14 protein-coding genes are annotated in these 25,974 nt (G+C 53.6%); 4 read left to right on the forward strand and 10 right to left on the reverse strand.

The annotated features are described in order from the left end of the window. Nucleotides 1-43 precede the first annotated feature (43 nt). From AC1EKS_RS07870 to AC1EKS_RS07890, 5 genes are all read right to left on the reverse strand, one after another. Nucleotides 44-166, reverse strand: coding sequence for a hypothetical protein (locus AC1EKS_RS07870; protein ID WP_481009509.1), 123 nt, complete (start codon nucleotides 164-166; stop codon nucleotides 44-46). 1,205 nt (nucleotides 167-1,371) lie between these two features. Further along, entirely contained in the window at nucleotides 1,372-2,277 is a 906-nt protein-coding gene (locus AC1EKS_RS07875; protein ID WP_481009510.1) for a universal stress protein, read from the reverse strand. A 133-nt stretch (nucleotides 2,278-2,410) separates the two neighbouring features. Then, nucleotides 2,411-3,451 carry a class C sortase gene (locus tag AC1EKS_RS07880; protein ID WP_481009511.1) on the reverse strand — a complete coding sequence of 347 codons (1,041 nt, stop codon included), beginning with the start codon at nucleotides 3,449-3,451 and terminating at the stop codon, nucleotides 2,411-2,413. A 294-nt stretch (nucleotides 3,452-3,745) separates the two neighbouring features. Beyond that, on the reverse strand, nucleotides 3,746-5,311 hold the full coding sequence (locus tag AC1EKS_RS07885; protein ID WP_481009512.1) for a SpaH/EbpB family LPXTG-anchored major pilin: 1,566 nt from the start codon (nucleotides 5,309-5,311) through the stop codon (nucleotides 3,746-3,748). After that, nucleotides 5,308-13,911: a SpaA isopeptide-forming pilin-related protein gene (locus AC1EKS_RS07890; RefSeq protein WP_481009513.1), complete on the reverse strand. Its 8,604-nt coding sequence runs from the start codon at nucleotides 13,909-13,911 to the stop codon at nucleotides 5,308-5,310. Before AC1EKS_RS07890 ends, AC1EKS_RS07885 begins: the two co-directional genes overlap by 4 nt. Here AC1EKS_RS07890 and AC1EKS_RS07895 point away from each other — a divergent pair. Both AC1EKS_RS07895 and AC1EKS_RS07900 read left to right on the forward strand, forming a co-directional pair. Next, nucleotides 13,889-14,278, forward strand: a complete 390-nt coding sequence (locus AC1EKS_RS07895) for a hypothetical protein (RefSeq protein ID WP_481009514.1) — start codon at nucleotides 13,889-13,891, stop codon at nucleotides 14,276-14,278. The genes AC1EKS_RS07890 and AC1EKS_RS07895 overlap by 23 nt on opposite strands. Nucleotides 14,279-14,790: 512 nt before the next feature. Next, nucleotides 14,791-15,861: a hypothetical protein gene (locus AC1EKS_RS07900; RefSeq protein ID WP_481009515.1), complete on the forward strand. Its 1,071-nt coding sequence runs from the start codon at nucleotides 14,791-14,793 to the stop codon at nucleotides 15,859-15,861. Between the two features lie 787 nt (nucleotides 15,862-16,648). On the opposite strand, the gene AC1EKS_RS07905 is transcribed toward AC1EKS_RS07900, so the two are convergent. Together AC1EKS_RS07905 and AC1EKS_RS07910 are read right to left on the reverse strand one after the other, a co-directional pair. Further along, on the reverse strand, nucleotides 16,649-17,395 hold the full coding sequence (locus tag AC1EKS_RS07905) for a C40 family peptidase (protein ID WP_481009516.1): 747 nt from the start codon (nucleotides 17,393-17,395) through the stop codon (nucleotides 16,649-16,651). A gap of 270 nt (nucleotides 17,396-17,665) precedes the next feature. Further along, entirely contained in the window at nucleotides 17,666-18,352 is a 687-nt protein-coding gene (locus AC1EKS_RS07910; protein WP_481009517.1) for a metal-dependent transcriptional regulator, read from the reverse strand. 159 nt (nucleotides 18,353-18,511) lie between these two features. Here AC1EKS_RS07910 and serC point away from each other — a divergent pair, with 159 nt between their 5' ends. Then, entirely contained in the window at nucleotides 18,512-19,654 is a 1,143-nt protein-coding gene (gene serC, locus AC1EKS_RS07915) for a phosphoserine transaminase (protein WP_481009518.1), read from the forward strand. 166 nt (nucleotides 19,655-19,820) lie between these two features. Here serC and AC1EKS_RS07920 read toward each other — a convergent pair whose 3' ends face one another. The 3 genes from AC1EKS_RS07920 to AC1EKS_RS07930 all read right to left on the reverse strand — a co-directional run bounded on the left by AC1EKS_RS07920 (nucleotide 19,821) and on the right by AC1EKS_RS07930 (nucleotide 22,693). Beyond that, on the reverse strand, nucleotides 19,821-21,266 hold the full coding sequence (locus AC1EKS_RS07920; RefSeq protein ID WP_481010358.1) for an NCS2 family permease: 1,446 nt from the start codon (nucleotides 21,264-21,266) through the stop codon (nucleotides 19,821-19,823). A gap of 246 nt (nucleotides 21,267-21,512) precedes the next feature. Further along, on the reverse strand, nucleotides 21,513-22,286 hold the full coding sequence (locus AC1EKS_RS07925) for a DUF3027 domain-containing protein (protein ID WP_481009274.1): 774 nt from the start codon (nucleotides 22,284-22,286) through the stop codon (nucleotides 21,513-21,515). Between the two features lie 29 nt (nucleotides 22,287-22,315). Continuing rightward, nucleotides 22,316-22,693 (reverse strand): cold-shock protein, encoded by a 378-nt coding sequence (locus AC1EKS_RS07930; RefSeq protein WP_481009275.1) that lies wholly within the window; start codon nucleotides 22,691-22,693, stop codon nucleotides 22,316-22,318. 131 nt (nucleotides 22,694-22,824) lie between these two features. Here AC1EKS_RS07930 and AC1EKS_RS07935 point away from each other — a divergent pair, with 131 nt between their 5' ends. Further along, nucleotides 22,825-25,944: a hypothetical protein gene (locus tag AC1EKS_RS07935; protein WP_481009276.1), complete on the forward strand. Its 3,120-nt coding sequence runs from the start codon at nucleotides 22,825-22,827 to the stop codon at nucleotides 25,942-25,944. The last annotated feature ends 30 nt before the right edge of the window (nucleotides 25,945-25,974 follow it).

Here is a 25,974-nt window from a genome sequence, read left to right on the forward strand (position 1 = left end):
AATTAAGTGGATTTAAGCGTTAGAAGTCACCATAATGCGTCCTTCAGGAGCCGATTCGCATCCCAGCGCTCTGGAGGGCGGTTCTGTTCGTGGAGGGCGCTTTTGTCCCTGGAGGGTGATCTTGTCCCTGGGGGGTGATCTTGTCGCCGGAGGGTTCTTTTGTCATGCTCCCTCCCCTACAGGCGCCGGAGGGTGCTTTCGTCGCCCCCTTTAATCCCGCTGGAGGGCGGTTTCGCCCCTGGAGGGTGATTCTGTCGCCGGAGGGTGATTCGGCACGCCCCCCACAAGCACCTTGAGGCACAACGCGAACAGTTCCGCCCTCCCGCGACAGTAACGCCCTCCAAAGCGGTTAAAAGGACGCTCTAAGAGGCCCTCCAAGCGTTCCCGGAGGGCGCTTTCGTCCTTGGAGGGCGATTCTGTACGCCCTCACAAACACCTTCAGGCACAACGCCGACATTTCCACCCTCGCGCGACATTTACACCCTCCCGCGACATTTACACCCTCCAGGGACGGTTCTACCCTCCCGTGACAGTAGCGCCCTCCAGAGGGGGTGAAACGGGAAGTTTAGGGACCCTTGCGCGAAGCGGTGGCGGGAGGAAAACGCTACGAGTTGAGCCGAGAAATCGAGATGGGGAGAAGAAAATCCACGCGGTTTTCAAATTTTGACGGTCCTGGCACGGCCGAGGGTTTTTTCAATTTCGAAATAACCTGTGGATAACTTGTTGCGTAATTCATCGAAATTGAAATTAAGAATGCGACATGAAAATTCATTAAATTAAATGCATAATTTCTTTTCTTTTAAAGGTAAACTCAGTTTTCTTTTGTACCATTTATCTTTAATTCGCGAAATTAAAATGAATTTTGCGTAAAAACCGTCCGCTTGGAGGCGAACAGGACGTAGGAAGCGAAAAATTTCGCACCCAAACTGCTATCTTTAAACATTGCTAAAGTATGGCGCATTTCACACAAAAAGCACGCTTATTCTTCTTGCGAGTTCCCCCAGTCACTTGATTTTGAAGCAATCCGGACGTAATGGCAGGTGAAAGCATATACATAAGCCAAGATAAAAACGCCGGCGGGCAGCCAAATGAATCGCGGGTTAGTACGAGAGAAAGGATGAGGATGAAGAGTAAACCGCACTCAGCTATGGCTAACTAGGACGCGGGAGGGTTAGGGCAAAGAGGATGCAGAGTCACGGGACGAGAGTGAGGAAGCAGCACGAACTCCTATCACCGGTAGTGCGCACTATTAACGCCCACGGCAGCAAGACGCTATCAGCACCGGGCAAAGCACTATCAGAAGTGGCAAGACACGCTGAACTACGGAAGCATGGGCACTACCGCGCGAAATAAACCGCTACTAACCTGCCTCTATTCTTCGGCGCCCGCTTCGCTGCCTCCGGTAGGAACCACCAACACTGGGCAGGCCGAGTGCGCCAGCACCGATTGCGAGGTGGATCCCATCAGTACCCCGGCAAAACCTCCGCGGCCGCGAGTACCGACCACTACCAGGTCAACGGCAGTTGAAAACTCTGTCAGCAACGCCGCTGGATTCCCGTCTAGAGCGTGCGAATGCACTTTCACTCCACTATCAGCGACTTCTTCCTTGCAAATTTCCTTTAATTCGCTGCGCACATCCCGCAAGATGCTGTCGCGATCGACCGATGCCGGCAACCAGGAAAGAACCCCCGCTGATGACGCCAGCGGAATCGCATCCACGGCGGTCAGCTCCGCACCCCAAACTTTTGCTTCACTGATAGCGCGCCGCAACGATTTCCGGGAACGCTTGGAACCGTCTACGCCGATGACAATTTTCTTTACCGGGACGAACTCATTTTCAGCACCCCGCCGCGGTATCACCACTACCGGGCAGCGCGAATAGCCAGGTAGCGCCGAGGAAGTCGCTCCCAACAACCGGTCGGTAAACCCACCCCCACCCCGGGTACCAACCACTATCAAATCGACTTGCTGCGACAGCTGCACCAAAATCGCGGTGGGATCGCCAGCATCAACTCGCCCCTTAGCTTGGTAACCCAGCTTTTCTAGGTGGGCGATGGCTTCGTCAACTACGGTTTGGGCGCTGTCCCGAATCGCATCATTGTCCACCACCGCGAATCCGGAATCCATTGACGCGGCCGTATAGGAGGGCAGCGCGTAGGCGCATAATACTTGCAGCTCAGCACCACTTTGTTTGGCGCGCGCGCCCGCCCATTCTGCGGCCTCCAGGGATTCGGGGGAGCCGTCAACTCCCACTAAGATCTTTTCTTTTTCCGCCATGATGATGCCACCCTCCTGCTGCACCGATGCCTGCTTGCTTCCATTTTATAGGCCGCAGGACGCATTTGCGCTGAAATGAGCGGTGCGCACGGGAAACGGGCGCGGAAACCTACGGGGGAAACGAGCCTTGCGCTCAGCTGAAGATTTTATCTTTATCCTGAGGTGCCGCCGAGTCGTTTTTTGCGTTGTGTGTGCCAGCCTGGGGCGCGGGTGAGGACTTGTGTGATCGCCTGGAATGACGAGATCCTTTACGTTTACGCGATTCCCGGAACTTCTTCGCTCTTTCCGTACGGGTTAGTCTGCCTACTTGCGCCAAGTTTTCTTCTTCGTTCCCGCTATCTGCTTCATCGCCTTTTTTACGGTCTTTACGCAGGTAGCGCGCCACGATGGTGCCTCCCACTGCGGAAATAATTATCGGCGCAATCATCCACCACCGCAGTGCATCCCACCAGGTGGGGCCTTCTTCATTCATAGGGGGCGCGGTCTTGAGGGCTATGCGTTCGGCGGTAACCACCAGCCGGTGAGTGTTGGTGCCGTAGGGGGTGCAGGTAAATAGGGTCAGAATATCTTTACCTGGTTTCGGCTCGAATAAGTCCAACTGGGTGGGTTTGATTACGTGGATAGCGCGGACTTTATAGGCAAGTTTTTGTCCCGCCACCTGCACATAGGCAATATCGCCGACTTTGACATCGTGCAAGCCGTCAAACAAACTGGCGGTCCTCATCCCGGAATGGGCGGTGAGCACCGCGTTCACCCCTTTACCGCCGACTGGCAACCCGGTGCCAAAAAGGTGTCCGGCTCCCCGCGCGATTGCGTCATCTTCGGTGCCGTGCCGCACCGGTAAGTCTATTTGCCCAGATGGCACCACTAGACGCGCCATTACGTCTCCGGGGAGGGTCGCTAAGTATTCTTGGTATTCTTCCGACCCGGTTTTGGTCATCTGGTAGAGGTAGGGGTCAAGAATGGGGATTCCGCGGATGTTGGCGTTGTATTCATGCGCCGCTTTCAGCAGCGCCTGTGACTGGTCGGGATGATTAGCCATCCGCTTCATCTCTTGTGCTTCTAGGCGCGAGATTTCACCGATACGCACATTACCAGCGAAAATAGCGACTACCGGATATAGCAGGAGCAACGCTCCCACTACTGTTAAGACAATGATTAAGACTCTTCGCAATGCGGTTCCCCCTTTCAAAATTCTTAGCAGTTTTTGCCTAGCTATTCTTTTAGCTGGCTCGGTATTTTTAACCCACCTCGGGTGCTTAAGCTTCCTGCAATCTAGATCAGACTCTTATTACTTTTTAGTTAGCTGCTTCTCCCCTGGCCGGCTGGCCTGCTTTCCGCCGCCTTTTCCGGCAAACATTTTCCAGTTTAAGGGCGCAAAGAGGGGGCGACGCATTCGGTTGCGTCGCCCCCTCTTTGGCATTAGGGGCTATTGTTCACTCTATTATTAGTTTTCCTAGACCTGCGCCTATTCCTTACGGCGTTTAACCGCTAGGGTCACGCCGATGGAAACTAGGATCAAGCCCAGAGCCGAAACGAGTAGAATCCCCTGCGCACCAGTCAGCGGCAGCCCCAGGTTCTTGTGGTTGGTAATCTGCACGAAGTTACCGTCACCCGCTTTGGCGGTAGACAGAGTAGTAACCGTTCCCGGCTTAGTAAGCGAGAATTTAATCGGCTCCGGCAGAATCTGGTAACCAGCCGGAGCTTGTTCCTCAACCAGGCAGTAGGGTACCTGGTCCGCTTCCGCTACTGCTGCCCCATCAATCCAGTTAGTCAACTGCAAATCAGAGATTTTCACTAAACCGTCAGTGCCGGTCGCTTTCGAGGTCTTGATAGTCGAGCCATAGCTGGAGCAATCTTTATTGTCCGAGGTATCCAGGTGAACACTGAAAATAGCGCCAGCCAGAGTCTCGCCCGCGCTGTTGACCTTCTTAATCACGATATCGCCGTGCCGGGTCTCAACCTCCGGGGAGTTAATCGGCTTATTGTTATCTTTTGACCACTTATTCGGGTACAACTGACCAGTGTTCTTGGTCAAGCCATCAGCCGGAACGCTCTTTAGCTTAACGTGCAAAGTAACCTCGATCTTGGCGCCAGCAGCGATAGTATTCAGACCGGTACCTTTGAAGGCGACGGTGACGGTAGTACGTTCGGGATTACCATCCTTAACGGTCGTGGCATCAAAATCGGTCGTAACCTGGTCGGCAATCTTGGCGGTAGTCTTTACATACTCCACATTGGCGGGCAACTGGTCGACAATCTGGTATAGATTACCCAGGTCAGCGCCATCCATCTTTCCATCGCCATTGACGTCAGCACCAGTGGAAGTGGTGGTCAAGACGTACTTAAACTCATCCATAGTGTTTGCAGCGCCCTGATTCAAAGTAGTAACGCCCTTGTCTACGACCTTCTTATCCAGTTCGTTTTCCTGGTTCTTGGGGTAGACGTGTACGTCGCTATTCCAGGCCTTACCATCGGGATTGGTCATCGGCAAAGTAACTGCGAAGGGAGCAATCGGAGTGATTTTTTCCTTCTTAACCTCTTTACCTGCAGCCTTAATCGTGCCCGATCCGGCTAGATCCTCTACCACGACATAGAGACCCCTAGGTACAGAAGAAAACTTAGCTTCCCCATTAGTGCCAGTTGTCATAGTCGCCGGGTTAGCGGCCAGAGTGTAAGTGGTGGTTCCAACTTTAATCCCGGTGGTGACGACATTATCCTTCAAAGCAACTGCCCCAATTTCTTGAGCCAGTTTCAGACCATCATTGGTAGAAACGTCGACGCCCTCAACCTTATAGAGCTTGAAATTAACCCCCTCCAAAGGTGTTTTACCGGTAAGCTCGGCAGCATCAATCGCAGTACCATCGTGTTTCAAACCCGTGGTGGCGCCCAGATACTTATGTATCGTCAAATTTGCGGTCTCGGGCTGACCCGGAATATTCCCATTATTAGCACTGGCGGCGCCTATGCCCGCCAGGCCCATGAAGGCCATCACCATGCCGGTTAGCATGGCCAATAACTTTTTCTTACTCACTTTCTTTTCCTTTCAAATAGAGTGAATACAATAGCAATCCCTAATACCAGGCACCCTAGAAGCAACACTTCTAAAGAACCGGCGTATCCCGACAAGGGAAGTTTCCCTTCCGGGTAGTTAGTGACAGTCAGGGATCCATTCCCGCCACTAACCGTATTTACATTTCCTTTTCCACTGATAATGGTCACGGCTCCGTTACCATCTACCTTGAAGTTCACCGGCTGCGGCAGGAGGGCGTAGCCCCTGCTGGTGCTGATTTCTTTCAAAACGTACTTTTGATCAGGCACCACCTTGAACTTAACTTTCCCGTTCTTATCAGTAGTCAAAGTCTGAGCAGCTCCGCTCGCGCCCTCCTGAGAGAGTTCGAAGACCACGCCCTCTATAGGGGTACCGGTATCGGAAACTTTATTAAGCTCCACCTCGGTCTCGGATAGCCGGTTATAGCGCTTGAAAGTTATCACCGGATTATCCGCGCTCGGGGAAACCGTTTCAATCTTGTCGGAAATTAGATACCCCTTCGGAGCCTTAGTTTCCTGAAGCTGATACTTCAAACCGAAAGTAAGGCCGGTAAAGGTGGCGAGGCCGACCTCGTTAGTAACCAGCGTCTTCTTGGTTCCATCAGGAGCCGTGAGGGTGAATTCCGCACCCTTTAGCGGTTTACCGGTTTCTTTCGAGAGTTTCGAAACCGTAACCCTGCCGGTGTCCTTAGTGTTGGGCACCTCCATAGTGATTAGTCCGGTAAACCCTTCTAGCAGGGCATAGTCGGATACTTTCACCGAAATCGGGTTAGATTTCAGGATATAACCGCTGGGAGCTTCAATTTCCTTCAGCTTATAGATCTTGTCGGGATCCAGCTTGACCGTTGCCGGCAGGTTAACGAGACCGTCATTACCAGTAACCAGGTTGTCAGCCACTTTCGTGGTTTCATCGTTTTCATACAAGGCGAACTTGGCTCCGGAAAGCGGAATCACCACATTGAAGGTGCCTGCCACCTGGCCGGGGACTTTAACCGCCCCGGGAGTGCCCGCCACTACCTTGTCCGCCGCAGCCTCATCAATCGACTTCACCAGGGGTTCGAACTTGAAAACCCGCAGGCGAGAAGGATTATTATTGGCCGTCCAAGTAAACTGCTGCGCCTTATAATCATCAACTACGAACTCGTATTGCGCCTGGGGATCAACATAATACCCGATGGGAGCTTTCAGCTCTTTCACCCGGTAAATACCGCCCTCCAGTTCGGTAAACTCTGCTTGCCCGGTCTGGCCAGTAGTTACCTTCTTGTCCGGCTCGGTGGGCCAATTACCGTTGTCATCCTGCTTGAACAGACCGAACACAGCGCCAGCTAGGTTGCGGGAAGCAGCGTCAGCCTGCGGGTCAACCTTGGTAACTACCAGTGAAGACTGTTGCTTTTGCTCCTCGTTGGGCACCAGTAGCTCGCTCTGCTCGAACAACAGATTCCCGGCAGCGTCCCTGAGCTTGCCGGCCTCATCAATCTGGAACTGCATTAAAGCATCGTTCTTGACATATCCGGCAGGAGCGGTGATTTCTTTCAGGGTGTAAATCTGGTTAATCACCAGATTATCTAGAGTCGCATTAGCCTCTGGACCCTGGGTGGTGACGGTCTTTTCCAGGCTGGTAGCGGAAGCAGTAGTGCCTTTATAGAGGGCGAAGGTCGCGCCGGGTTTAATCACCCCGTCACTGCGTTTCCACTGGCCAAAGGATTTTTTCTTATCGGCCATGCCGCGAACGCCCAGCTTCGATAGCGACACCGAGCCTTTATTGTTAAAAATCAGGCCAAGATCCCCGCGGCCGAACGTCAGATTCAACCCACGGAATTGAGTACATCCCGTGGAACAAGTCGTAATCGTAAAGTCGATCGGAGCAATCGGCTGCAGGTGACGGTCACCCGGATTCTCGGTTAAACGCCATTTACCAGCAGGGATATTGTAGAATTTAACGTCACCGTCATCGTTAGAGCGCACCGTCCTCGGAGCTGAGTTCGGCACAAACATGGTGCCATCGTTCTGTTGCACCGGCTGGGGAGTAATCGTGAATGCTATGCCCGCCAAGGGTTTACCGGAGGCGTCCACCTTCTTAAACTCAGCGGTACCACGAATCGGCTCGACTGGATACCATTTACCCATGTTGGTAACATCAGGCGCTTTAATCTGGTAGGTGCCGGTGGTGGCAGTATAATTAGTCGCGCTAAAGTCGGTAGCGGACAGCATATATGCTTTATCGCTTACTACGTACCCGGTAGGAGCCTCGATTTCTCGCACTGTCCAGCCCGGGGCGGCATTCACATTCGTAAACCTGACTTTGCCATTCACGTCAGAGATGGCGGTGGCTTTGAGCGCGCCCTCTTTATCATAGAGGCCGAATTTGGCTCCTGCGAGCGGTTTCTTCTGCGCTGACTGGAATGGCTCAGCTTTGTATCCGTACTTTGTCAGCTCGATATTTGTCGCTGGCGGTACCAAGGTGTTAATCACCGGGTTAGATTCCAGTTTGCCTTGATGCGAACTAGATACGCTCCAGAAATCATTTATCGCCTGCTTGCCCAAATGTTCTTGGGAAAGCGGAGTCGCGCCCTTGGGGCCGGCAATCATCGGTACCGTGATCCGCACTTCGCTGCGCGGCTGCTGCGGGTTGGTATTGGTGAATTTCAACCCCGTTACCGCCGGGCAGGGAGCGCTCTGCCAGTTGGCGCGATCCAAGTCATATTTCGTCGCCATACCGATATCACAGGTATAGAAGGTATTCCAACCACTAGCAGCCGTTCCATCAGCCATTTGGAAGCTGATATTCCCAGTTGAATCGTACTGGTTAATCAGGGTAGAACCTTCGCGGGCAGGAGTACCTGCCACCGGCAGCAAGTCATAGACCACCGGATTTTGCTCCGGGCGCGTCCCGTAGCCTAGGCGCAGCTGATAATCGAATTTCGCTCCCCCGACAGTTCTAATCTCGGTAATCCAGGGCGCGTTTGGCTTGCGTTCCCGAATCCGCTTAGTTATGTAAGTTGCATCCCCAACCGCGACTCGGGTGGTATTTTCCGCTTTCGACCACGGTCCCTGACCCGCAATCGGGTTGGTTACCTCGTTTAGATAACGGACATTTCCCTGCGCCCGTACGAACGCTTCGTTAATGATGTCACCGTCGATAACCCCATTGGTAATAGTGGTCTCTAGCTGTCCCACACTGTATACCTGGTTTGGATCCGTGACCTGGTCAGCTTGGAAGCGAACGGCTGCACGTCCGGTGCCATTGAAGTTAGATAGGATCTCATAACGGGCTCCGGGCAGCTCCGCAAACGTTTGAGTCAACGTTACCCGGTTAACTTCCAACCCCCTGGGTAGCACATCTACCAGCTCGAAAGCAGTCAAAGGATCACCATAATCGGTTTCTAGCTCGGCACCCACGGTATAGGTACCGGTTTTACCGGCGATAGTTGCCTTGGCAAAAGTGTTCACTTTACGAGCATTAAGCACTTTACCCTCGGGCTTAACCTTTACATGAGCCTCTTTAATACGTAATCCGCCCTGTACCTTATTTCTGAGGTCAGCTTGGCACCTCAGTCCTTCACAGAGGTTCTGATCCGGGTCGCGGAGCTTGGTGTGAATCTTGGTGATAGTTTTTTCCCGCGGTTGTGTAGCCTTAACGCTGCTCCACCGCAACTGGATGTTCGGGTATGAGGTCAGGTCCGCTGGCAGTTCAATCCGGTCAGTCCCCGTAATGCCCATGGAATACAGAACTTGATATTTCCCCGGTTCGCCAGTGGGACTAATAATCTCCAGTTTGCCCCCCACAAATACCGGGTCAGGAGTAATCGCGGTGTATTGCAAACGGTCGTCAAGATCGAAGTCTCTAAGATTTAGGGTGGTCGCGGTATCCGTAATGTTATTGGTAAGTACATTCCAATCGAATTCGGTACTACGATCCTGCTTGCTGTCATAGATTACCGCGACGCCATCACGGAAGTGGGGCCCGGCAGCAACCTTCGTTAAGGGCACTCCGGGGGGCGCAGTTTCCATAGGTTTATAGAAGCTAAAGTAAGTGTTCGCCGCCCCAGTAATTAGCGGTTCCTTCGGGCCTTGTTCTTCGGGGGTGAGGGCAAAATCCGCGTGGTTATCAATCCGTTTTTGTTTCTTCGCCCCCGGGAAATGTAACTTCAAGCTACCTAAACCTGAGTATTCCGTGGTCAGACGTTTTTGGGTATTAGTGTAAGTGAGGGTAATCTTGTCGCTACCTAAAGTCCACCCCGGGTTTTCAGAGGCTACGAACTGGGCACGCGCCTGGGTACCATCGGTCTTCGTATATAGCGGCAACTGGTCAGTGATGGTGTAACCCCGCACGTTCCGCAGCAATTTCTCTACTTCAAAAGTAAAGGTGACCGCGTTATTGCCAGATGTGCTGACGTCTCCTTCCGGATCGTCATCGTAGTCCCTGCATACCGCAAGTTCGCATCCGACTGTATCCTTCTTGAAGGTAGGCAGCGGATAGTAACCTTTAAGGTTCACCGGTCCCGGTTTAGACGCCGGGTGCGGGGTGAGCACATACTGCTTCCCATCTGAGGCGGTATCAAGCAATTCGGCCTTAACCGGGAACACTGCGTCCGAGGCGGTAATCCGCTTTTTGATACGCCAATAGATAGGCATACTTGTTCGTATGGTGCTATCGTAGGTCGGCCTCAGCTTGATTTCCAGGACACCCGGAGCAGCCACCCTAACGGAGGTAAAGAATGGACTGGCAGTAGTATCCCAATCCGCAACCTCTACCCGGGTGGGATCATATGTTATCCGGATGGTCCCATTCTTAACTACCGAGGTGCCAGCGTCCCCACCGTAGGCGATGTCAGTACGCATATTATCGCCGAACTGTTCCTCTAGCTCGTTGGACTCGGGCCAGCCTGGCTGGTTTATTTTTCCGGTCAATTCCAAACGCGCATAAGAGCCCGACAAATCGGCTGGAGCCTTATCGTAATAGAACACTATGTCCTTGTCATTACCGTCCAACTTAATGGTCTGGGTAGGCGGAAGCGAGTAGCCCTTCACCATGGGGGGAACTAACACGTAATTTTGGTTACTATCGCCCTCTTTACTGCTAATTGCTCGGTTCATTTCCGGAGCTACCGGCTGACCCGTTTGCCGATCAAGGTAGCGTACCCGCACCTGGGAATCGGTGAGGATAACGATGCCTTGGGGGCCGGTACCGGTAATATTGTCGGGGTTCTTCCCCGACTCCGGACGTAAGTAGACTGGACCTCTGAGGCCGGCGAAACTGCTTATGTGTCCGCCCCACCAGGGTAAGGTAAATAAGTTTTTCGTATGCTCCAAACGGTTATAAGGATGCCTGGAATCATCATCTGGTTGATCCAAGGGAGCGTCCGGAACCGTGAATACGGCTTCCTCAATCGGCATCCCATAGAAAGTGTTCTTTCCCAGTTCCACGATGTTTTCTAAGGACTCCGGAAGGGAAGTAATCCTGTTTTTATTTTTGTCCTTGTTTATCGGATTTTCCCATTCGTAGGGTTTGTGATTTCGCCCAAACACCCCCGCGGCAGGCTCATAGGTTTCGTCGGCACGATCTTTGTAGGGTACCCGCGTCCCCAGGCTCTTTACATTCCCCCAAGAATCTGGAATCGCAGTTAATGCATTATTGGCAAATGCTCCATATCTGATGTATTCAACCTCTCCCCAGGAGGACGGTAAGGCCTGGATACGGTTATTAGTAAAGACATAGCTACCGATGTCTTTCAGTTTTCCCCAGGAGGACGGTAAAGTAGTTATTTCGTTATTCAAGAACACGCCGCGGGGAATATCAGTAAAGGTATCCCAGGGAGCAGTCAGGGCAGTGATTTTATTATCTTTGAAGCATTCTTCACCCAGGGTAGAAACCTCTCCCCAGGAGTTCGGCAAGGCAGTGAAAGTATTGCCCATAAAAGCCTGGAATCCGATAGTTTTTACCTTGCCCCAAGAAGAGGGTAAAGCCTGAATCTGGTTGAAGTTAGTATCGCCTGACCCGGGGTCGGAATAGCAACTGTTATCTCGCTGAAAATCGGGTCTAGTGCCGTCGTCGTAGACCTTTTTTCCGGCGAAAGCACACGGCTCAATGTTGGTGACATTCTCCCAGGAGTCCGGGAGCACAGTCAGCCTATTTCGGTGGAAAGCGGCTTGTCCGATGCTAGTGATTGGGCCCCAAGCAGGCAACGACGCAAGTTGGTTATTGAAAAAAGCCTGTTTCGGGATAGCGGTGATCTTGCCCCAAGAGTCGGGCAAAGTAGTTAGCAGGTTAGAAGCAAAACTACTCGTGCCTATCCGAGACACGTTTTCCCAGGAATCTGGGAGTTTAACCAGTTTGTTTTTCTCAAATGCAGAATCTCCAATGCTGGTAATCGACCCCCAGGAATACAGCGAGGTTATTTCGTTGTTCTGAAATACGCTCTCTGGCAGTCTAGTGAGCTTGCCCCAAGTGTCGGGTACGGCCTTAAGCTTATTATCTTGAAAAGCCCCTACCCCCAGTTGCGATACATTCTCCCAAGACTCCGGCAATTCCGTTAACTGGTTACCCCGAAATACCTCTTGACCTATGCTGGTAATCGGTCCCCAATCGGGCAGTGAGACTAGCTTATTTTCCTTAAATGCATACGTGGGTAAAGTAGTAATTTTACCCCAGGAATTAGGCAAGGAGGTTAGCCCGCAATTATAAAAGGCTGTCTCCCCAATCTTGGAAACATTTCCCCAAGAATCTGGAAGCGCCGTCAGATTTTTGTTTGTGAAAAATGCCTCTTTGCCGATTGAGGTGATATTTTCCCAGGATTTTGGTATTGATTGCAATTTATTCGCACCGAAAACCCCCTCATTGATCTCAGTGAGCAAGCCCCAAGAATCCGGAAGCCGGGTCAAGGCGTCACCTCTGAAAGCATTTTTCCCAATAGCTTTGACAGATCCCCAGGAATCTGGAATTTCACTCAGATTACTGTTTGCGTTGAAGGCTGATTCACCAATCGAGGTAACTTTGCCCCAAGAGTTAGGAAGAGCCGTAAGTCGGGAACTTGCAAAGGCAGAATTGCCAATGGTAGTAACTTTGTCCCATGATTTAGGCATCTCGGTGAAGCTGCTAGATGCAAACGCCCGGTTGCCGATGCTGGTGATGGAACCCCATGAATCCGGAATCCGGGTCAGCGAAGGGTACTTATCTGAAAAAGCATTATCGCCTATCGCGGTAATATCCTGGCCTTGATCTCCGACGGTTGGCCAGCACCAGGGATCCTTGGTCTTCCCTGCCATATGCTTCTGGTTACCGTCACGGCTGAACCCGGTAATAGTTCCCCCGTTGTAAGTGAAATCCTTTACCTGCCAACCGGCACAAATGGTTTTCTCTGGCCAATCCGGACCTACTGCCACCTTGCCTTTAACGGTCTTAGTGCGCCCTTGAGAATCAGTAGCGGTGTAGTAAACATCGTAGGTGGCCTCTGGCACGCTGGTGTCAATTTTTTCCGGAGAGACAGTCAGTGAGGCAGTAATATCGTTGCCGTCAGTGTCCTCCGCAGTTACCCCCGCCAGCAAAGCTGCTTTGGAACCGTCGCTACCTTGGGGAATGTTCTTGACAATTTCCCCGCTGATCTTAGGTGAGAAATCGGTTTTCTTATAGGTAAAAGTAACCGCATTCTCCGCCCCGGACTGCGGGGTAATCTCTTGGGAAGCCGGGGTCACCGCGTAGCCAGCCAGTTGCGGCGCCTTAATAGTGTTTTTTTCGCCCGCGAAATAGACGCCATCCGGTTCGGTGAACTCACTTTGTAGCACCTGCGGGCTGCGCAGGGGCTTATTAGTATCGGCGTCAAGGTAGTTAATGGTGATTGAGACTGCGTCCTCTGCGGCCACCTGACCAAAGCCGGAAGCATACTTTTGGGAAGTTACTGCGGCCGGAAGCGAAGACTGCCCGTCAGCCTTTTCTAGCACCACCCAGCGCTTGTTATTCGAAAAAACTTCCTTGCCAAAGGTGGTGATGGTAGCGGGAATCTTCACCTTTTCAATCTGGTTGCCGCTAAAGGCCTCCTGCCCTACTGTCTGCAGGTTGGGCGGGAGCGTAACCGTAGAAAGCTGGTTATTGGCAAAAGCACTAGCGCCGATCTCGGTCACATACTTCGGCAGGGTGACCTCAGTTAGTTTATTGTCACGGAAAGCGTTCGCCGAAATAGTGGTTAGCCGCTTAGGCGGGTTTTGCGGATCATCCGGGCGCGCGTCGGTGATATTCACCTTGGTTAACTGGTTATCGCTGAACGCGCCCGCGCCAATGCTGATTACCGTATCCGAAGTGAAAGTAGTTAGCTGGTTCTTCTGGAATGCGCCCTCACCTATAGTTTCTAGCCCCGGCGCCACCAGATCCTTAATCTCGTTATCGTAAAAAGCTCGATCGGCGACCTCCGTCACCGAAGCCGGAAGCGTGACCTTGGTGAGTTTCAGCCCCGAAAATACGCCCGCCGCGATCTTGGTGACGCCATCGGGAATGGTCAGTTCGTGATTAGTTTGCAGATCATTTTTGCCGGCATCGGTCAGGCCGGTGATTTCCGTTCCGTTGTAAGTGAAACGAGGATCAGACGGCACCCCTCCCCGCATCGGAGTAGGGCTACGCAGTGCCGGAGGAACGCCCGCGCTGGGATCTTCGAAGTTAAAGGGTATGGCCTGGTTGCCGGTTGCGGGGTTCTCTGATGCTGACGGGTTAGATGTGGACGGGCTGGGTTTGTTGGAGTTTGCAGACGGTTTTGTGGAGTTGCTGTTACTGGGGGTATTAGTACTGGTTGAGCTGGAGTTACCTGCATTCGGCTGTTCTACTGCGGGCGCCGTCATCGGCACAATCACCAGCAACGTGGATAACAACAGCCCTAACACCGAAAGCGAAGCAACAAGCCTTCTGCTCAACACGTTACTCGTCACGCTAACACCCCAACTACGGGTCAGCCGTCATCTTTAGCGGCTTCCCCTCAGCTAAACAAAATACATTTCAATGATAGTAAATTAATATTCTTTCCGCAATGGTTCCGAAGATGGGCGCCCTTTAAACTGCTTAGGCGTTCACGCATAAAATGATGCATCTCTATATACGAAGCATCCCTATCTAGATGAAGCACCCCTAGAAGCATCCCTAGAAGCATCCCTATATATAAGGAGAACCCCCGTAAATTTCGCCGCCGGAGGGTGTTCACGTCCCTGGAGGGCGATTTTATATCCGGAGGGTGTTCACGTCCGTGGAGGGTAATTACGACTCCGGAGGGCGATTCCGTCGCTGGAGGGCGCTAGCACAAAATACCACCAGCATTTTCTCCCCTGATGAGACATTTCCGTCCTCCCGCGACCAAAACACCCTCCCGCGGCACCTAAGCCACATCGCAATATCGTCCATCCCCAGCTAGCAATAAGCACAAGATATCCTGGCCGAATTATTGGGATAAGGACTTTATAAACCATCGCTGCGAAGCTAGAGCTATGTTCCCGGAACTAATCAGCACTCAGGCGTTTTCCCGGAAAGTGCTTGCAGACTCGCTGGCCAGCGGCTCCCTAATTAAAGTCGGGCGCGGACACGTGATTAGACCGCTCAAATCAGCAGATAAATGGCAAAGAATCCGGCATGTAAAGTTAGGACAAATCGCTTCCCACGCCGCGCGATGCAACACTCCCCCGGTATTTATTGGAGTAACCGCCGCTCTGCTGCATGGCCTGTCCCTAAAATCGCTGCGAGGTGACACTGCTTTACATACCTCGACTAGGCATTTTGAAAAGAAACTGCTGCCAGCTTGGGTTGACGTGGACACCTCGAAGGGTCGTCCTATCCGCACGAAGATACCACCGACTCCTCTGATTTTTCATAAGATCTTCCTCCCCAAAAAATCCGCAAAATTTATCGGTCACGGAGTGCGCGCTACCGATCTTCCTGTGACAACCTTGCAATGCGCGGCCTGGTTACCGGCAGGAAGCGCCCAAGCAGTTGCCGATTCTGCAGCTCGAAAGCTCATACCACAGTGGAACCAGCTTGACCGCCGTAGTCGAGAGGTTGTCGCAGATCGCATCCCGAAGCTCCGCGAGCAGATGTATAGCCTAGCCAGAAAGTACCGGAAGCGACTCGGGGCGCCCCAGGCTCGGCGGATACTCGCAAATATGGATCCGCGATTCGAAAGCTATGCAGAATCTTTATTTCATGCCGCATCACAGTTAGCGCAGGTAAAGCGACTAATTCCTCAGTTCCAAGTCAAAATTTCAAACGCTCAGAGTTACTTCCTGGATGCTGCACTCCCCAAGATTCGCGAAGCGTTCGAAATCGATGGGATGAAGAAGTATCAAAGCAGCGACCCACACAAAGCTTATGAAGCCATCCAGGGCGAAAAGCAACGTCAAAGTCAGCTCCAAAAACTTGGATGGCGTATTTACCGATTTACCTACGAGGACGTGGCGGATACCCTGGGGTTCGCAAATTTTCTGCGCAAACGACTAAGTACCAGCTGGAACGGTGTGGCACTTCCGCCCTTATACCGGTTAAAAAAACCCGCGTTTAATATGTAGCGGATTCGATCACTCCATTGCCGCATCCTGTTGAACAGCTTTTTTGTAGTTTTTAGCTTCGCGGACTAGCTGATTTGCAAGCAATAGATCTAGAATCCGTCCTTGTTCCTTGTACCCCTTGTTGCTGCCCTTCGCCCACATCTGAGATAAATATTTTGGTCCGCGGGAATGAAAACTACGCCCTCTATGGAAGTCAAACGCAATACCTTTTTAACTAATAGCTAAGTATCGTGCCGTTCTAAGCGCTTGGAGGGTGAAAATGTTAAGCCAGCGCACGCGACTAGGAAATATGGGCAACATTAGCGCCCTCCAGGCACAAAACCACCCTCCAAAGACAGAAAGACTCTCCAAAGACAGAAACACCCTCCAGCGCGAGGAATAAAGGAGAATTTTATGGAGGACTAGTAAACGTCGGAGGGCAATTTCGTCTCTGGAGGGTGAAAATGTTAAGTCAGCGGAGGCGACTAGGAAATATGGGCTGCATTAGCGCCCTCCAGGCACAAAACCACCCTCCGAAGACAGAACCACCCGCCAAAGACAGAAAGACTCTCCAAAGACAGAACCACCCGCCAGCGCCGGGAATAAGCGGGAGGAAGCATTACAAGGCAGTACTACGGGGGGAGTACGCGAGAGTAGGTGGGGAAAAGATTGTGGCCCGAGGAAACTCCTCGAGCCACAATCATCAAAAACTATTAAGAATGTATGGGCGCTACCCGGATAGGACAGCACTTCTGCCCACGTCAGCGGCCAAAACTAGTAACAGCAGTTACTCTTAGCCGCTAGGTTGCTACAGGCGAATAACCTTGAAGCTGTTCGAATAGATCGGTGCTACCTTTACAACGTCACCTGGCTTCGGGGCGTGGATCAGCTTTCCGCCACCAACATAAATCGCCACGTGACCTTGCTTCCACAAGATATCTCCGGGCTGAGCTTGGCTGAGCGGCAGCTTGGTGCCAGAAGCCGCAATCCCACCGGTGGTACGAGGGAGCGAATGGCCAAGCTGGCGATACACATAACTCACGAAACCGGAGCAATCAAAGCCTTCAGCCGGGCTGGCGTGACCCCAGTTGTAACGAATACCCCGATACTGCATCGCGATTCCTACCGCGGTGCCATCGGCTTTGCCGAGGTCGCGACCTACGAAGGTTTCGGCCGAATCGGACGAGGAGCTCTGCGCCCTCTGGGTGTTCTGCGTGGTCGCTGCGGGAGCCGGAGCAGTAGTTGTCTTCGCAGCTGCCACCGACTGAGCGGGGGCCGCAGCCTGAGAAGTAACTTCCTGGTTAACGGTCAGTTTTTCGACCGTTCCTTTTGCCAGCTGCGCAGAATCCACGGAAGCAGCGATTTGCTTCGCAACGGTGGTGTCCGCACTAGCGGGGACGGCTGCCGCTGCCACTACTGTCAGCGCAACTCCCGAGCCTGCCAGTGCCGACAAGCGCTTGCCGTTTTCGGAAGAAAACAGGGACTTAGCAGCTTGAGAAACCGGAGTGGAGGGACGGCTCGGAGCGCGGTGACGCGCTTGAAGTTTCTGTGTCACGATGAGGGCTCTCCTAAAAGTGCTTATTTCGTTTCTGGCCGGAAAATCTTTTTGGTAGCTACCCAAAAAGTTCCTCTGGCCGTTTGGTCGTAACTAAATATAATGCTTCGATAACGAAATGTCACGTTTTGGTTACGAAAGTTTTTTAATCTTTCTCGCCTCCGCGGCTCCCAAGTGGTCAGGCCCACAAAAATGCCCGCCTAAAAAAAACCAGAAAATCAGCCCTAAAAATCCGCCATTATCCCAGCTCAGAACCAAACTTAAACGAGTCTAATCCCCCTGTGAAACCGCTTCAACAAACAGGTGCTGACCCAGCGACGTGTTAAGTAACACAGTTTTTTCCGTGTCGACCCCCATAACGGCAATCTGGCCATTTTCCGGCTGAAGATTTACCTCTCTACCAGGCAAAATACCCGCTTCATCGAAAAAGGCTAGCATCCGGGGCTCAGCTTGGATCGGTTCACCGATTCGCACAACTTTGGTAGCCACAATGCCCCCAAATTGCTCCACGATTTGAGAAACCGACGTCCCCGACCCCTCAATCCCAGCGTGCCCATCGGGAATCGGATTGCCATAAGGGTCGGTAGAAGGGTGGTGAAGCAGATCAAGGAGGCGCATCTCTACGGCTCCGGACATCACGTGCTCCCAGCGACAAGCCTCATCATGGACCATCACCCAATCCAGACCGATCAGATCCAATAACAAACGCTCAGCTAGGCGGTGTTTACGCACCACTTCCCGTGCCAGCTCCACGCCTTGGTCAGTGAACTCGATGCGGCGATTATCGGCCACATAAAGCAAACCGTCGCGTTCCATGCGGGCAACAGTTTGGGAAACGGTCGGGCCCGAATGGTCTAAGCGTTCCACGATCCGGGCACGCAGAGGCGGAACTCCGTCCTCTAGCATTTCGTAGACAGTTTTCAGATACATTTCGGTGGTATCAACCAAGTCACCCATCAATGCCCCTAACGCCGTGCCGTGCGCGGGAGCTGTCACCGCGCTTATCACTTCTTAGGCTAACTCGGTCGCCCGCGATTTATTGGCCTTGCCAGCATTTCCAGAGGAGGCCCGAAACAGATTCGCACCGATTTATGCACCTAGAGTAAGGTTTTCCCTATGGAGAACTTCGTTAACATTCCCCCAGAATTATTGCCCAAAAATAAAAAATTTGGGTCTGGACCCAGCTCAATAAGAAAAACTGCCCTTGCGAAAGTTGCCGCCAGCGACTTGCCCGGCACCTCGCACCGGCAGGCTCCGGTTAAGGACCTGGTGGGTTCGCTGCGCGGGGGGCTAAAAGAATTATTTGCCCTCCCGGACGGATACGAGGTGGTGCTGGGTAACGGCGGCGCCACCACTTTTTGGGCGGTAGCGGCATCCTCTTTAATTAGGGAGCGTTCCGCGCACGCCGTTTTCGGTTCCTTCGGCGCTAAGTTTGCGGAAACCGTCAGCGGGGCTCCGCACCTTAAAGACCCGGCAATAGAGCTCGGAGGGGTATCGGCGAGGGCGCAGGGCCGAGAAACCGCCAGCGAAATCGCGCTTTTGCGCGGCGGGCAAGAGGGAATCGACACCTATTGCTATCCCGCACATGAAACCTCCACCGGCGCCATCAGCCCAGTAAAGCGCATTGAGGGAGGATTAAACCTGGTAGACGCGACTTCTGTCGCGGGCGGCGTGCAGGTCGATATTTCGCAAACCGACGTCTATTACTTCTCGGGGCAAAAATGTTTCGCCGCCGAGGGCGGGCTGTGGGTGGCGCTGGCCTCCCCCGCCGCGCAGGAACGGGCGCAAGAAATCAAAGCCGACCCGGGTGCAGGCCGCTGGATTCCACCAATACTAGATTTTTCGGTGGCGCTGAAGAACTCGGTTAAAAACCAGACCTTAAACACTCCGGCGATTGCCACCTTGATTTTATGGGAAGACCAGGTGCGGTGGATGCTGGAAAAAGGCGGCCTGGAGGCGATGGAAAAACGCACCCGCGCGTCCTCGGCAGTGCTATATGACTGGGCGCGTTCCCACCCGGACGCCTCCCCCTATGTAGCCAACCCGGAAGAACAGTCCCCGGTAGTGGTGACGATTGATTTCCACGATATTGATGCCAGTCAGGTGATCGCCCAGCTGCGCGCTAATGGGATCGTGGATATTGATCCTTACCGCGCTTTGGGGCGAAACCAGATCCGGGTGGCCTGCTTCCCCAATGTGGAAGTCGCCGATACCCAGGCGCTGACCGCTTGCCTAGACTATGTAATCGACCGCCTCTAGCAGCTGCGGCAGCTAACTGCGCCCGCTAGGCAGCACTAAATCACCCCAACACGCCCGGAAAAAGACACACAATTCGGGCATTAGCCCCGAAAGTACTCTTATAAAACAAATAGTCCGTGGGAGCAGCAGCTGACCGCTCCCACGGACTATTTAAATTCCAGACCCTTTACGACAGTAGGGATTGGATGGGCCCGAGGCAGAAGTAGATTACAAACAGGATCGAAACTACCCACATGAGGGGGTGGATCCGCGAAATCCGCCCAGAAGCGATCTTTACGATCACGTAGGTGATGAAACCGAAGCCGATCCCGACGGTAATCGAATAGGCGAACGGCATCATCATAATGGTCATGAAGGCGGGAATCGCCACGTCGGCGCGCGTCCATTCGATATCGCGCACATTCACCATCATTAGGAAGCCTACGAACACCAGGGCGGTGGAGGCCGCCTCGGCGGGCACCAGATCCACTACCGGGGCGATAAACATAGAAACCCCAAACAGTAGACCGGTAACTACCGAAGCCAAACCGGTGCGCGCGCCCTCACCAACCCCGGAGGTCGACTCCACGAAGGAAGTGTTAGAGGAAACGCCGCCCAGGCCGCCGGCCATTGCCGAAAGCGAGTCAATCAGCAGGATTTCGCGAGTCTTCGGCGGATTGCCGTTCTCGTCGAGCAGGTGCGCCCCCGCACCTACCGCCACCATAGTTCCCATAGTGTCGAAGAAGTCCGCCAGCATCAGCGAGAAAATCAGCAGCACTACCCCCACCGCAGTGGTGTGGGGATTGGTGAAGGCGCCAAAGAAATCAACCGCGCCGATACTGGAAAAATCGGGCAGGGAAACCGGGGAGCCTTTCAGCTGCGGCACGTTAGAAGCCCAGGCGGATACCGCCTTTTCATCGGCAGCGCGCGAACCTAAATGGGCAAAAGCTTGCACAATAAAAGACAAAACCGTGGCACCCACGATCCCGATAAGAATCGCGCCTTGCACCTTGCGGATATAGAGCACCACGATCACCAGCAGACCGACACAGAACACTAGCGCTGGCCAGCCCACCAGGGAGCCATTCTCACCCAGCTGTACCGGAGTGCCACCGGGACGAATAATCCCGGCATTGATCAGACCTACAAACGCGATAAACAGACCAATACCTACGCTGATCGCGGTTTTTAATTGGGCAGGGACCGCTTTGAACACGGCCTCCCTAAATCCGGTCAGCACCAGGATGGTGATGGCCACGCCCTCCCAAAAGATCAGCCCCATCGCTTCCTGGTAGCTGAGCCCTAAAGCCTCAGGGTTCGCCAAAGTAAAAGCTACCACGGCATTTAGCCCCATACCGGAGGCCAAAGCCAGCGGGAAATTCGCGACTATCCCCATAAGCAGAGTCATCACGCAGGCCACCAAGGCAGTGCCGGCAGCGATGGCAGATTGGCTAATATCTTTGGGAGCAGCCACCCCTAAAATCGCGGCGTTAACCACCAAAATATAGGCCATCGCAAAGAAAGTGACCAGGCCACCGCGGACTTCCCGCCCGACGGTGGAGCCCCTTTCCGAGATTTTAAAGAAACGATCTAGGAAACTATCCGACTTTGTCGCCGTATCTTGAGAAGACAAGATAACTGTCCAATCCGCCACCAGGGGCATAGAAGTTACTTACAGGCTCATTATCGGAATATTCCCAGGGTTTTTCCAATCTTGACCGCTATCTGCGACTTAGTTGCAAATTTCAGACAGATTGCCTACGCCGCAACCAAAGTCGCTCTAGCTAGATTCCCTAGCCCTCATAAAGCCCCCAGCCCCTAGCCAGATCGTCTAGGCAGCGCACACGATCCCCAGCCCCTAGCCAGAGTCTCAACTCCCCTAAATTTCCACCTGTTCTACGTCGAACTCATTCAGGCGTGCGGGCGTGGGTTGCCAGGGGGAAGTATCCACTTTGACGTCGGTTTCCGAATGGGAGCCACAGGTGTGATCCATAGAAACCACCCGGCCATCATCGACCGACCATTCATTGGTACACACCCCGAACATGGTGCGCATACTACCCGCTACCTTCAGAAAGAAACCACAGGTAGAACAGGTGTTTTCCGGGAGTTTCTTGCGGGTCATTCCTCGCCGCGCCGGACCTTGTTCGGAGTTATACCAGCGCTTGGCAGCCTGGGCGCGACCGCAAGCCGACAGTACTCGGGGACGTCCTAGTCCCAGCTCTTCTAGAGTGCGCCGATCTAAATCTTCGGGATTGGTGTCCGCATAGGACTGATCTAGGCGGTCGTCATCGGGAACGTAAGGCAACACGTCCTCACGTTTTACATCTTGAGGACGCAACCGTTCTGCCCAAGGCACCCAAGGGCGCGCCAGCAGGGCGTCCTCGCCAGGTAACAGGTCGATTTCACAAACCGTGGCTTTGCGTCCGCGCGGCACCCGCGCCAGAACCGCCACCCAATGCCAGCCGCGATAACCGGGCTTTAAACATTCGAAACTGTGGCTAACCAGACGTTCGCCCTCACTAGTGGCACCCAAATGTTCACCAATTTCTGACGGTTTCGCTATGGGGGCAAGCCCTTCGCGAGCAATATCAACTGCGCTAGCTAGTACCGAATCTACTTTCCCCGCTTTACGTCGGGTAGTTTCACTCATCTGTGTCTTTCTTGTTTTCACCGCCACCGTTAAGCATCGAAATCATCGGCAACTGCCCGTAGCAGCTGCGCGATTTTCGCGCCGTTATCCGGGTAGCGTCCATGACGCAAATGCCCGGAGGAAGCGTCCAATAACTTAATCAGGTCTTCAACTACCGGCACCATCGCCTTGGGTTTACGCCGCAAATTTTTTGCTACCGAGGGCGTTCGCTGCAAGATCTTTACCGATAGGGCTTGGGGACCGCGTCGCGAGTCAGCAACTGAAAACTCTACTCGCGTTCCCGCCGAGGGAGGTTTAGTGTCAGCAGGTAATACGCTGGCGTGTAAGAACACCTGCGAGCCGTCCTCTGCGGTGATAAACCCGAACCCTTTTTCGGCATCAAACCACTTAACTTTTCCGGTTGGCACTGATTTCTCCCCTACTTTTTCTAAATCTAGGTTACATGAGCCAACATATAACCCACTTCTTTGCATATGATAATGCAAAGTGGGGATTTAATCCGCTCCGGGCGATCCCCATTAGTTAGGGAGAAACTTACGTGAGAGTCTTAAAGAGAACCGGATTACTAGTAATAGTGCTTCTAGCTGCACTTTTTACTAGTTTCGCAATTACTGGCAATATTGCAAATGCTGAGGAACCGCCGAAGATTTCCGATCATGTATATGACCCCGGCGACAAGCTCGGGAGCCAGGCCGACAAGGTAAAAGAACGGTTAGCCTCTTTGGATCGTTCGGGATTGCACGTTTATGTGGCGTTCCCCTCGGAGTATTCCAATGACACCGTCAGCAATTGGAACTTGATGGCGCTACAAAAATCAGGTGCTCCCCAAGGCTCCTATATGCTCTCGATAGTGGCTGATAACCCTAATCAGACTATGTATTTGGCTTCTGCAGATAATGCCGCAAAACTCTCCCAGGAAGAATTATCTGCGATTGCCTCCGAAAAAATGGTACCCCTGCTCAATCAGCAAAAATATCCCGAGGCAGTGCTAGCTTATCTGGATGCGCTCTCAGCGAAAGCTCCGGAAATGGGATCGGGAATGGCGGTCGCCCCTTGGGCAATGATTGCTTTCCTGATTGCGCTAATCGTGGTGATTATCGTGATTTCTCGGGTACTTCGGGCACGCAGGCAAGCCCAAGATCGGATCGAAGAAAAGACCAAAGATGAGGCCGCCCTAGAGGAATCGGCAAGTCCGGTGTCCGCCGCGTTAGCTACAGGGTCATCCGCTACCCCAGACTCCGAGACTTTAGTAAGTGAAGAAGAGCCGATTTTGGCTCCCGCTAAAGAAGATAAACGGTCAGACGAGGAAGAGAAGCCCACTAAAGGCAAGTTCCGCTTGCGATTTAAACGGAAAGAAAAACCAAAAGCTAAATCGAAATCACGGCAGAAACAGGTCGATAAACCAGACTTTGCCCCCACTGGCCTTGAAAGCTTAGAAACCGCAGCAACCTCGGCTCCGGCCCCCGAGGCGCCTACCGCTACTGCCCGGCCCGCCACCCCGGCGGCGACCCCCGGCCTCGCTGGCGTTCAGACTCCGAAGGCAGACCTACCGGACATAGTTCCCGCTACTCCTACTGGTATTCCTGACGGCTCCCCCGCTCCGGCAGCCGGCGGAAAAGTTCCTTCGCTAGCGGAACTGGATCAGATTGCTTTGGCCCGCTCCAGCTCGCATGCGACCGCGAGTACTGTTGCGAGCCCTGCCCACCAGGTTCCGGCTCCAAGTTCCCAGCCGCAGCCGGGCGCGCCGGTACCGCCATCACAACCGGCAGCCTTTAGTCCCCAGCCGCAACCCCAACCGCAGACACTACCGCAGACTCCGGCCCAGCCCGTGTCTGAGGCCCAGCTGGCACAGCCCGTGTCTGGGGCACAACCTGCCCAGCCGATACAGCCGGCACAGCCCGAGCAACCGGTGTCGGTACCGCAGCCGCAACAGCCAGCGCCTCTGCGGACGCCGAAACCGGCAGCCTTTAGTCCTCAGCCGCAAAGTTCTCCCGTGGGGATTCCCGCGCAGGCACCGGCAGTCTCTCCCTTGGCGAAAACGGCTGATACCGCGACTACTGCGAGCTCGCCCGCGCAGCCTGCAACGGTTAGCACCTCGGAACCTCGGGGGCATAGTTCTGTGCTGCGTCCCGGCCAAACCACCTATTTGCCTCCGCAAGCCAACGATGATGACACCCAGGTTACTTCTGCCGCGCGGATCAAGGAATATGGCCAAGAGCGTCGTGACGAGATTGCTCGAGCTAGGGCTCGCGCCCACGCAGCCGACCGTTTCCGGGAAGAACAGGCAAAGAGGCAGGCCACGGCTACTCCTAGCGTAAGTACTCCCGCCCCAGCTATTCCCAACGCGGCAACGACCGATGCAGGCGCTAGAGCTACCGGCGCACCAGCCGAGCAGCAGCGGACAGCTTCGCCTACGCTCCCGCAAATGGCGCCCGCCGTTGACAATCTGAATAAATACTCCCTGCCTCCGATATCTCCGCAGGCAATCCCGCAGGTACCGGGACAGGTTTCGCCAGGGACAGCCCGACCGGTATCTTCGCCACTAACCAGGCAAGAACCACCAAGCGTAGCGCCCTCCGTACGGCAAGCTCCTGCGCAGGAACAGCCGCAACCGGCCTACTCCCCAGCGCCAGTCTCCCCTGCCCCCTCGCAGCTACCCTCTCGAGAACCGGTCCCCTCGCAGCTTGCGGCGCAAACCGTTCCGGAAGCTAGGGTGGTGGACAAAACCCCGACTGCCCCGCCGGAAACCGCCCAGCGGGAAGAACCACAACCACAACCCGATTTTACAAAAATACTTCGCCAGGCAGATTCTTGGGCGCGCAAAGGAGCCAGCAAACTGGCATTAGCCCAACAGCGGGTAGGCAAGACCGTAACTCAACCTTTTGCTTTGGCACTCGTTCGCGCTCAAGACAGTGTTCGCGCCGCATTTGCGGAGTTCGCTACCGCCCAGTTGCAGTCCCGTCCTATCGATCAGCAGATCGTAGCCGGGAATCTGCCCGAGCCGTTGCGGGAACTGCGCGATCAGATCACCCACTTTACAAATCTGTATCATCAGCAAACCCCGTTGAACGAGATTATTGCTCGCTTCGAGCGAGAAATTGTTTCCTGCCGGGAAGAACTGGTCAGGTGCCGTCTGATAGTGGAGCGTATCCAAAAAGTTGAGCCCCAAAAGGCCGCGCGTATTGGCGGCGATGTAATGGGGGCCCATAAGCTACTTTCTCGAGCTCAGAACCTAATCGAAGATGCTAAGACTATGGATCGCGGCGGACAGGAAAATGAAGTCCTGAAAGCTACCGTACGCACTGAGAACTTGTTGTTGCAGGCCCGTAAGATCGTGCGGCAAGCCCGTGCAGAAGAAGCCGCTTTACAAGCAGCCGCAAAAGTTGAGGCCGCTTTGACCTTTGCAGAAAAAGTTGAGCCGCTTAGTGAGCAGGTAGCGATTTTGATGGCAGCCGTTGACGACTATATCGGGGTTCATACCGCGAAAGTGGGGATAGCCGCTCGCACCATGCTTGACTTGGCGAATCGCACCCTAACTCGCCTCGACCGCCCCGGTAGCCTCGATACTCAAGAGGCTTTGCGACTGTTGCAACGCGCGCAGCAGCAAACTGAGCAGGCTTTGCGTCTGGCCGAAAATGATGTGGCGAAACGAAGCTAGCAGGAAAGAATTAGCAGGGCGGAGTCAGCG

The organism is Varibaculum sp. C0165D1 (assembly GCF_056590355.1).

Excerpts from the sequence above, each read along its gene's own strand:
- serC (WP_481009518.1), top strand. The coding sequence starts at position 18,512 with ATGGAGAACTTCGTTAACATTCCCCCAGAATTATTGCCCAAAAATAAA.
- AC1EKS_RS07925 (WP_481009274.1), bottom strand. The coding sequence starts at position 22,286 with ATGAGTGAAACTACCCGACGTAAAGCGGGGAAAGTAGATTCGGTACTA.
- AC1EKS_RS07900 (WP_481009515.1), top strand. The coding sequence starts at position 14,791 with ATGTTCCCGGAACTAATCAGCACTCAGGCGTTTTCCCGGAAAGTGCTT.
- AC1EKS_RS07875 (WP_481009510.1), bottom strand. The coding sequence starts at position 2,277 with ATGGCGGAAAAAGAAAAGATCTTAGTGGGAGTTGACGGCTCCCCCGAA.
- AC1EKS_RS07910 (WP_481009517.1), bottom strand. The coding sequence starts at position 18,352 with ATGGGTGACTTGGTTGATACCACCGAAATGTATCTGAAAACTGTCTAC.
- AC1EKS_RS07870 (WP_481009509.1), bottom strand. The coding sequence starts at position 166 with ATGACAAAAGAACCCTCCGGCGACAAGATCACCCCCCAGGGACAAGAT.